At 53.4% G+C, this 1189-nt stretch carries 2 protein-coding genes; both read right to left on the minus strand.

What is annotated here, in order from left to right; genetic code table 11:
• Positions 1-51 precede the first annotated feature (51 nt).
• A complete protein-coding gene (locus tag A3773_RS19675; RefSeq protein ID WP_156473565.1) occupies positions 52-600 on the minus strand; it encodes a hypothetical protein in 549 nt (182 codons plus the stop codon).
• A gap of 40 nt (positions 601-640) precedes the next feature.
• A partial coding sequence (locus A3773_RS19680) for a hypothetical protein (RefSeq protein ID WP_197462817.1) occupies positions 641-1189 on the minus strand: 549 nt, incomplete at its 5' end.

Raw genomic sequence — 1189 nt, forward strand, 5'->3', positions numbered from 1 at the left:
ACCCTCCTCTTTTTTCTCTTTCTTCCCCCCCTCTCTTTTTCCCTTTTCACTTTATTTCTTCTTTTTTCTCTTTCTCCTTCTCTTTCCTCCTCTTCCCCTTCTTTCCCCTTTCTTTTCTTTTCCCTCTTCTTTCCTCTCCCTTTTCTTTTCCTCCTCTCTTCCCCCCCCCCTTCCCTTCCTCTCCTCTTCCTTTCTCCTCTCCTCTCTCCTTTCCCCCCTCTCCCTCTCCTCTTCTCTTTCCCTCTCCTTTTCCTCTCTCCTCCTCCCCTTCTCCCTCTCCTCCCTCTCTTCCCTTCCACCCCCCCCCCTCCCCTCTCCCCTCTCCCCTTTCTTCCTCTCTTTCCTCCTTTCTTCCTTCCTCTTTTCCCCTTCCTTCCCCTCCCCTCTCTCTTTTTCTTCCTCCTTCCCTCCCCCCCCTTCCTTTTCTCCTCTTTTCTCTTTTTTCTTCTCTTTTTTCTCCCCCTCTTTCCCCCTTCTTCCCCCTCCCCTCTTTTCCCTCTTCCCCTTTCCTCTCTCTTTCCTCCCCTCTTTCCCCCCCCCCCTCCCTTCTTCTTCCTCCCCCCTCTCTCCTCTTCCCCCTTTCAACCTCTTCGCTTTCATTACCCCTACTTTCCCCTCTCCTTTCCTCACTTCATCCCCCCTACTCCTTTTTTCTTTTTTTTCTCCCCCTCCCCTCCCTCTCTCTTTCCTTCCCTTCTCCCCCCCCCCTCCTCTCCCTCCTTTTCCCCCCCCCCTCCTCCCTTCTCCTTCCCCTCTTTCCTCTCCTCTCCCCCTCCCCCCCCCCCCTCCTTCCCCCTTCCCTTCTCTCCCTTCCCTCCCTTCCCCTCCCCCCCCTTTCCTTTCCTCCCCCCCCTCTTTCCTCCTCCCCCTCTCTTTTTCCCTCTCCCTTTTTTTCTCCCCCTCTCTCCCTTTCTTTTCCCTCTCCTTTTCCTTCTTCCTTTTCTTTTTTTCCTTCCCCTTCTTCTCCTCCCTCTTTCCCTTCTCCCTTTTCTTCCCTTTCTCTCCCTCTCTTTCCTTTCCCCCCTTCTCCTCCTCCCCTTTTTCTCCTCCCCTCTCTTCCTCTCTCTTCTTTCTTCTCTTCTTCCTTCTCTTTCGCCTCTCTTTCCTTTCCTTTCTTCTTTTCCTTTTCTTTTTTTTCCCTTTTCTCTTCCCCCCTTCCCCCCCTTCCTTCCCTCCTTTTTCTTCCCCC

The organism is Neptuniibacter pectenicola (genome assembly GCF_001597735.1).
Taxonomy (GTDB): Bacteria; Pseudomonadota; Gammaproteobacteria; order Pseudomonadales; family Balneatricaceae; genus Neptuniibacter; species Neptuniibacter pectenicola.

Excerpts from the sequence above, each read along its gene's own strand:
- A3773_RS19675 (WP_156473565.1), bottom strand. The coding sequence starts at position 600 with ATGAAAGCGAAGAGGTTGAAAGGGGGAAGAGGAGAGAGGGGGGAGGAA.